Origin of the sequence: Magnetospirillum sp. WYHS-4 (genome assembly GCA_039908345.1) — a bacterium.
GTDB lineage: Bacteria > Pseudomonadota > Alphaproteobacteria > Rhodospirillales > GLO-3 > JAMOBD01.
Window position 1 is genome coordinate 22,384 of the sequence record JAMOBD010000041.1, and the last position, 6,511, is coordinate 28,894.

General features: G+C 68.6%; 5 protein-coding genes. 4 read left to right on the forward strand and 1 reads right to left on the reverse strand.

Going from position 1 to position 6,511, the window contains the following annotated elements:
- Position 1 precedes the first annotated feature (1 nt).
- The 4 genes from H7841_12210 (at position 2) to H7841_12225 (ending at position 5,246) form a co-directional block, all read left to right on the forward strand.
- The gene (locus H7841_12210) at positions 2–3,127 is read left to right on the forward strand and encodes a cation-transporting P-type ATPase (protein ID MEO5337641.1); all 3,126 of its coding nucleotides are present in this window, start codon (positions 2–4) and stop codon (positions 3,125–3,127) included.
- On the forward strand, positions 3,124–4,314 hold the full coding sequence (gene metK / locus H7841_12215; GenBank protein MEO5337642.1) for a methionine adenosyltransferase: 1,191 nt from the start codon (positions 3,124–3,126) through the stop codon (positions 4,312–4,314). Before H7841_12210 ends, metK begins: the two co-directional genes overlap by 4 nt.
- 210 nt (positions 4,315–4,524) lie before the next feature.
- Positions 4,525–4,689, forward strand: coding sequence for a hypothetical protein (locus tag H7841_12220; GenBank protein ID MEO5337643.1), 165 nt, complete (start codon positions 4,525–4,527; stop codon positions 4,687–4,689).
- 209 nt (positions 4,690–4,898) lie between these two features.
- Positions 4,899–5,246 (forward strand): MTH938/NDUFAF3 family protein, encoded by a 348-nt coding sequence (locus H7841_12225; protein MEO5337644.1) that lies wholly within the window; start codon positions 4,899–4,901, stop codon positions 5,244–5,246.
- On the opposite strand, the gene mnmA is transcribed toward H7841_12225, so the two are convergent.
- Positions 5,236–6,303, reverse strand: coding sequence for a tRNA 2-thiouridine(34) synthase MnmA (gene mnmA, locus H7841_12230; GenBank protein MEO5337645.1), 1,068 nt, complete (start codon positions 6,301–6,303; stop codon positions 5,236–5,238). The genes H7841_12225 and mnmA overlap by 11 nt on opposite strands.
- Positions 6,304–6,511 lie beyond the last annotated feature (208 nt).

The window sequence follows — 6,511 nt, forward strand, 5'->3', positions numbered from 1 at the left end:
CATGGAGGGTTCGGTCCGCGTCGCCTCGTCCGGCCGTCGCCGCGCCGCCAAGCGCGCTCGGTCCGCGGTCCTGCCGACCGGGGTCGCCCCCATTCATCTGGAGGTGGCCGGACGGGTCCGCATCCGCGTCGCCGGTTTGCGCCGTAACGAGGTTCTCGCCCGGCGCCTGGAGCGCGATCTGGCGACCGCCGCCGGTATCCGTTCAGTATCGGCCAGCACGTGGTCGGGGAACATCCTGATCCGTTTCGACGGTGAAGGCCACCTGCCGGATATCCTGGCGGCGGTGGCCAGGCTGCGGGCCGGATTCCTGGTCGAAGGCGGGGCCGTCCAGGTCGATCAGCCGCGTGCTCCCCATAAGCCGGCGGCCAAGGTCCAGGCCGCCGTTCAACGTCTGCCCTTGGCGGCGGCCGGAGCACCGGAAGCGCCCGACGGCCTCCCCTGGCACCTGGGCGAGACCGGCCGGGTGGCCGGTCTGCTGGGCAGCGATGCCGGCACCGGCCTGATACCCGCCGAGGCGACGGAGCGGCTCGGCCGCTATGGTCTCAACGCCCTGCCCGAAGCGGAACCACCGTCCAAGCTGGCCATGCTGATGGGCCAGGTGACCACCCTTCCGGTGGGCCTGCTCGTCCTGTCGGCGGTCATTTCGGCGGCCACGGGGGGAATCGTCGACGGAATGGTGATCCTGACCGTGATCGGCATCAACGCCGCCATCGGCTACGTCACCGAAAGCAACGCGGAAAAGACCATCCGCAGCCTGGGAAGCCGCATCCGTCCCACCGCCCTCGTGCGGCGCGCCGGCAAGGAAATCGAAATCAAGGTGCAGGAAATCGTGCCCGGCGACCTGCTGGTCCTGGGGCCCGGCATCTTCATCGCCGCCGACGCCCGCGTGGTGGGCGCCGTCAACCTGACCGTGGACGAATCCATGCTGACCGGCGAAAGCCTGCCGGTGGGCAAGACCACGGCGCCGCTGCTGGACGCCGATACGCCTTTGGCCGACCGCCACAACATGGTCTACAAGGGCACCCTGGTGACCGGCGGCAGCGGTCTGGCCCTGGTGGTGGCGACCGGTCTGGAGACGGAGATCGGCGCCATCCAGCGCCTGGTGGGCGAGGCCAAGGCCCCCGATACCCCCATGCAGCGCCAATTGGACGACATGGGCCGCCAACTGGCGCTGCTCAGCGGCGCCATCTGCGGCGTGGTCTTCGTGGCCGGCCTGGCGCGCGGCTTCGGATTCGTCGAGATGCTGAAGGGGGCCGTCGCCCTGGCGGTGGCGGCGGTGCCGGAAGGACTGCCCACGGTGGCGACCACCACCCTGGCGTTGGGCATCCGCGACATGCGCCGCCACGGCGTGCTGATCCGGCAATTGCCGGCGGTGGAGACCCTGGGATCGGTCCAGGTGATGTGCTTCGACAAGACCGGCACGCTCACCGAGAACCGCATGTCGGTCACCGCCTTGCGCACCGCGATCGGCAGCTATCGCTTGCTGGAAGGGCTGTTCACCGAGGACGGCAACATCGTCGCGCCCAAGACGCACCGCGACCTGCGCCAGCTTCTGGAAGTGGTGGTGCTGTGCAGCGAGACCAAGATCTCCGTCGCCGACGGCAAGCTCGCCCTGGACGGTAGCCCGACCGAGGCGGCGCTGGTGCGCGCCGCCATCCAGGCCGACCTGGACCCGGTGCGGCTGCGCGGCGAGTATCCGTTGCTGGAGACCCGCACCCGTGCCGAGGGTCGGCCCTGGATGGCCACCGTGCATGCCATGGCCGATGGCCGGCGGATGGTGGGAGTGAAAGGCAACCCGGCGGCGGTGCTGGAGCTTTGCGGCTGGTTCCTGGGCGCCGACGGCCTGGCACCCCTGACCCCCGAAGCCCGCGAGGGCTTCCTGGAAGCCAACGACGACATGGCCGACGACGGACTCCGGGTGCTGGGCGTGGCGCTGGGCCACCACGAAGGCGAGGGCGAGGCGGCCGAACACGGGCTGATCTGGCTGGGCCTGGCCGGCATGGCCGATCCCTTGCGGGGCGGCATGCGCGAACTGATGGGCACCTTCCATCGCGCCGGCATCCATACGGTGATGATTACCGGCGACCAGAGCGCCACCGCCTATGCCATCGCCAAGGAACTGGACCTCAACCAGGGCCGCCCCATCGACATCCTGGACGCCGGTCAGCTCGACCGCCTCGATCCCGAGTTGTTGGCTTCCCTGGCCCAGCGCGCCCATGTCTTCGCCCGCGTCAGCCCGGCCCACAAGCTGCGCATCGTGCAGGCCCTGCAGAGGGCCGGCAAGGTGATCGCCATGACCGGCGACGGCATCAACGACGGCCCGGCCTTGAAGGCCGCCGACATCGGCGTCGCCATGGGCAAGGGCGGGTCCGACGTGGCTCACGAACTGGCCGACGTGGTGCTGGAAGACGACCAGTTGCAGACCATGGCGGTGGCGGTCGGCCAGGGCCGCACCATCTATGCCAATACCCGCAAGGCCCTGCATTTCCTGCTGGCCACCAACCTGAGCGAGATCGCCCTGGTGACGGCGGGGACGGTGATCGGCCTGGGCCACCCCCTGTCGCCCATGCAGTTGCTCTGGATCAACCTGGTGAGCGACATCTTCCCCGGCCTGGCACTGTCCCTCGAGGCGCCCGAACCCGATGTTCTCCGCCATCCGCCGCGCGATCCGTCCGAACCCATCGTGCGCCGCCGCGACCTGGGTCGCACCGCCGCCGAGGGCGCCATCATGAGCGCCGGGGCGCTGGCCGCCTACGGCTACGGGCTGGCCCGCTACGGTGCCGGTCCCCAGGCCAGCACCATGGCCTTTCTGGGCCTGAGCACCGCGCAGTTGCTTCATACATTCTCCTGCCGTAGCGACCGGCGCTTGTTCGACGGCGGTCCGCCCCTGCCGCCTAATCCCGCTCTCAAGTGGGCCATGGCCGGTTCCTTCGGAGCACAGGCGCTGGCCGCCGCCTTCCCGCCGTTGCGCGGGCTGCTGGGACTGGCGCCGCTGCGGCCGGTCGACTGGCTGGTCACCGCCGGAGCCGCCGCTCTGCCCTTCATCGCCAACGAACTCCTGAAGCCGGCTTTCGCCGAACGGCGGGAAGAAGCGGAAGACCCAGGAAACGAGGAGGAGAAGCCATGAGAAAGGACTTCCTGTTCACCTCCGAATCGGTGACCGAAGGGCATCCGGACAAGCTCTGCGACCAGATCAGCGACTCCATCGTCGACGAGTTCCTGCGCGAGGACCCCTTTTCGCGCGTGGTGGCCGAATGCGCGGTCTCGACGGGGTTGGTGTTCATCGCCGCCCGCTTCGCCTCGCGGGCGCAGATCGACATCCCGTCGGTGGCGCGGCGGGTGATCGGCCACGTCGGCTACGACGAGGGCGAGTTCGACGCCAAGTCCTGCAGCATCATGACCACGCTCAACGAGATGCCCGACGAGGCATACAAGGCCCTCGACGAGCGTGCCTTCTCGGAAGAGGAAATCGACCGCTTCCCGGCCCAGAACCTGGTCACCGTCTTCGGTTACGCCTGCCGGCAGACACCCGGCATGATTCCCTTGCCGATCTGGCTGTCGCACAAGCTGGCGCGCCGGCTGGCCACCGTGCGGCTGACCGGCAAGCTGCCCTATCTGGAGCCGGACGGCACTACCCAGGTGGGAGTCGAGTACAAGCACCGCCAGCCCGACCGCATTCACAGCATGACGCTGGTGGCCGCCCTCGATCCCCAGGACTTTCCGGACCCGGCCACCCTGGAGCGTGACCTCTGGCGTCACGTGATCGAGCCCGTCTTCGCCGACGAAGAGGTGAAGCCGGATGCCGACACCCATATCTTCGTCAATCCGGGCGGCACCTTCCTGGGTGGCGGTCCGGCCCGCCATTCCGGGCTTACCGGGCGCAAGACGGCCAGCGACCTCTATGGCGGGTTCTGCCGCCAGGGGGGAGCGGCCTTGAGCGGCAAGGACCCGGTTCGGGTCGACCGGGTCGGCGCCTACGCGGCCCGCTACGCGGCCAAGAACATCGTCGCCGCGGGCCTGGCCGACGAATGCGAGATCCAGCTGAGCTACGCCCTGGGCCAGTCGCGGCCCTTCAGCGTGCACGTGGAAACCTTCGGCACCAAGAAGGTGCCCCACAAGAAAATCGAGGAACGGGTCAACGACGCCTTCGACTTCCGGCCGGCCGCCATCATCCGCCAGTTCGGCCTTCGCCACCTGCCCCAGGCCAGCAAGCGCGGGTTCTACGGCCGCCTCGCCGCCTACGGGCACGTGGGGCGCCTCGATCTGGGCCTGCCCTGGGAACTGGTCGACAAGGCGGCCGCGATCAAGGAGTGATACATCCCATACAGGAGAGGTTGCTGTCCTCCCCGAGAGCGGAGAGGCCCTCCGGAGGGCAACCGGTTCCTTCCGCTCGTCCCCATAAACCTCGTATGGCAGTCAGGATTTCACAAGCCTGTGAACGATGCGGGGCGCGGTTGAGAAATATAATATTGTAGTATATAACTACACCATTAAGGCCAGTCTATTCCGACAAGGAGGATGGTCATGACATTCCGGGCAATCGTCTGCCACCGGCTGGAAACCGCGGAAGGCGAAATCCAGTGCTGCGAGGCCGAATTCGTGGTCGCCAAGGACCTTGACGAGGCGCGGGCCAAGCTCGACATCGACGGAGACCGCGAGGAACTGGCCGACCTGCGTCCGGCGGCTTGATAGATCGTTCCCGCCGCTGCAAACCGGGGTGGACCGCGCAAAGCGGCCGCCCTGCGGCGGACAGGGGACAAGATCGAGGGTAGGGACTGTGAAGGGGGGGCGCCGGTGCCGGCTCCCCTTCTTTTTTTGGCCGGATGGACTGGGGCGGTGCTATAATGAACGCGTTGGGGGGAGCGGTTCCCTGGTTCGTCTGAGGACGGGAGGCTCCCATGCGGATTTCCGCCTACGATTTCGGTCATATCACCGTGGATGGTCAAACCTTCGGGGAAGACGTCCTGATCCATGCCGGGCGGGCCAGCGACTCGGCTTGGCATGCGGACAAGCATCGCATCGTCCCGAAGGACCTGGACGGCCTGTGGGACCGTCCGCCGGCGGTGCTGGTGGTGGGCACCGGCTTCTACGGCGGGATGATGGTTCCCGAGGCGACGCGGCAAGCCGCCCGAGAACACGGGGTCGATATCCGTATGGCTCCGACCCGGGAGGCGGTGGAACTGTTCAACGTCCTCTCGGCGGCGCCTTCGGCGCGGGTCGACGCGATGTTCCACGTCACCTGCTGATCCAGCCGCCGCCCAGGACCCGGCTGCCCCGGTAGAAGACGCAGGCTTGGCCCGGCGCGACCCCGGCGAAGGGGGAATCGAGTCGGACCTCGGCTCGGCTCTTTCCGGCCGGCAGGATGCGGGCCGCCACGGGTGGCTGGCGGGAACGCAGCTTGACCTCGGCATCGAAACCTTCGGCCGGCATCTCCCCCTCGGCCAGCCAGTTGACGTCGTGCAGCGTCACGTGGTCGCGCAGCAACGCAGCCCGGGGGCCGACGACCAGGCGTGCCGACTCCGGTTCCAGCCGGATCGCATAGAGAGGCTCGGTGCCCGTGGCATCGCCCAGCCCCAGCCCCCGCCGTTGGCCGACGGTGAAGCGACCGAGGCCGTCGTGGCGGCCCAGCACGCGGCCGTCCAGGTCGACGATCTCGCCGGGACGCAGGGCCTCGGGCCGCAGCGCCGCCAGGACCTCGGTGTAGTCGCCTCCGGGCACGAAGCAGATGTCCTGGCTGTCGGGCTTGTCGGCTACCGGTAGGCCGAGGCGGCGGGCGATGGCGCGGGTGGCGTCCTTGTCCAGGTCGGCCAGCGGGAAGCGCAGGAAAGCCAGTTGTTCACGGGTGACGGCGAACAGGAAGTAACTCTGGTCGCGGGTCTCGTCCTTGCCCCGGTGCAGTTCGGGGCCCGACTCCCACCGCGCGTAGTGCCCGGTCGCCAGGGCCTCGGCGCCCAGGTCGCGGGCCACCTCCAGCAGGTCGCGGAACTTCACGGTCTGATTGCAGCGGATGCAGGGATTGGGGGTTTCGCCGCGCCGGTAGCCTTCGGCGAAGTCGTCGATCACGGCGCTGCGGAAGCGGTCTTCGAAATCCAGGACGTAATGGGGAATTCCCAGCGCGTCGGCCACCCGCCGGGCATCGCGGATGTCGGGCATGGCGCAACAACTTCCCGCCCGCGGCGCGGCGCGGCCGTGGTCGTAGAGTTGCAGGGTGACGCCCACCACTTCGTGGCCCTGTTCCTTGAGCAGGGCGGCGGTGGCCGAACTGTCCACCCCGCCCGACATGGCGACGACGATTCGGCTCATGGCGCGCAGCATATCTCCACAGCCCCCGCCCGAAAAGCGTCAAGCCCGGCACCAGGCCGGGCTTGACTGAGAGCCGTGGGGTCGAAGAACCTACGCGCTACGGACGTCGTGCAGGAACTTCTGGACGATGCCCTTGAGGCCTTCGGCCTGGCGGGCGAGTTCGCGGCTGGCTTCCAGCACCTGGCCCGAGGCCGAACCGGTTTCCGAG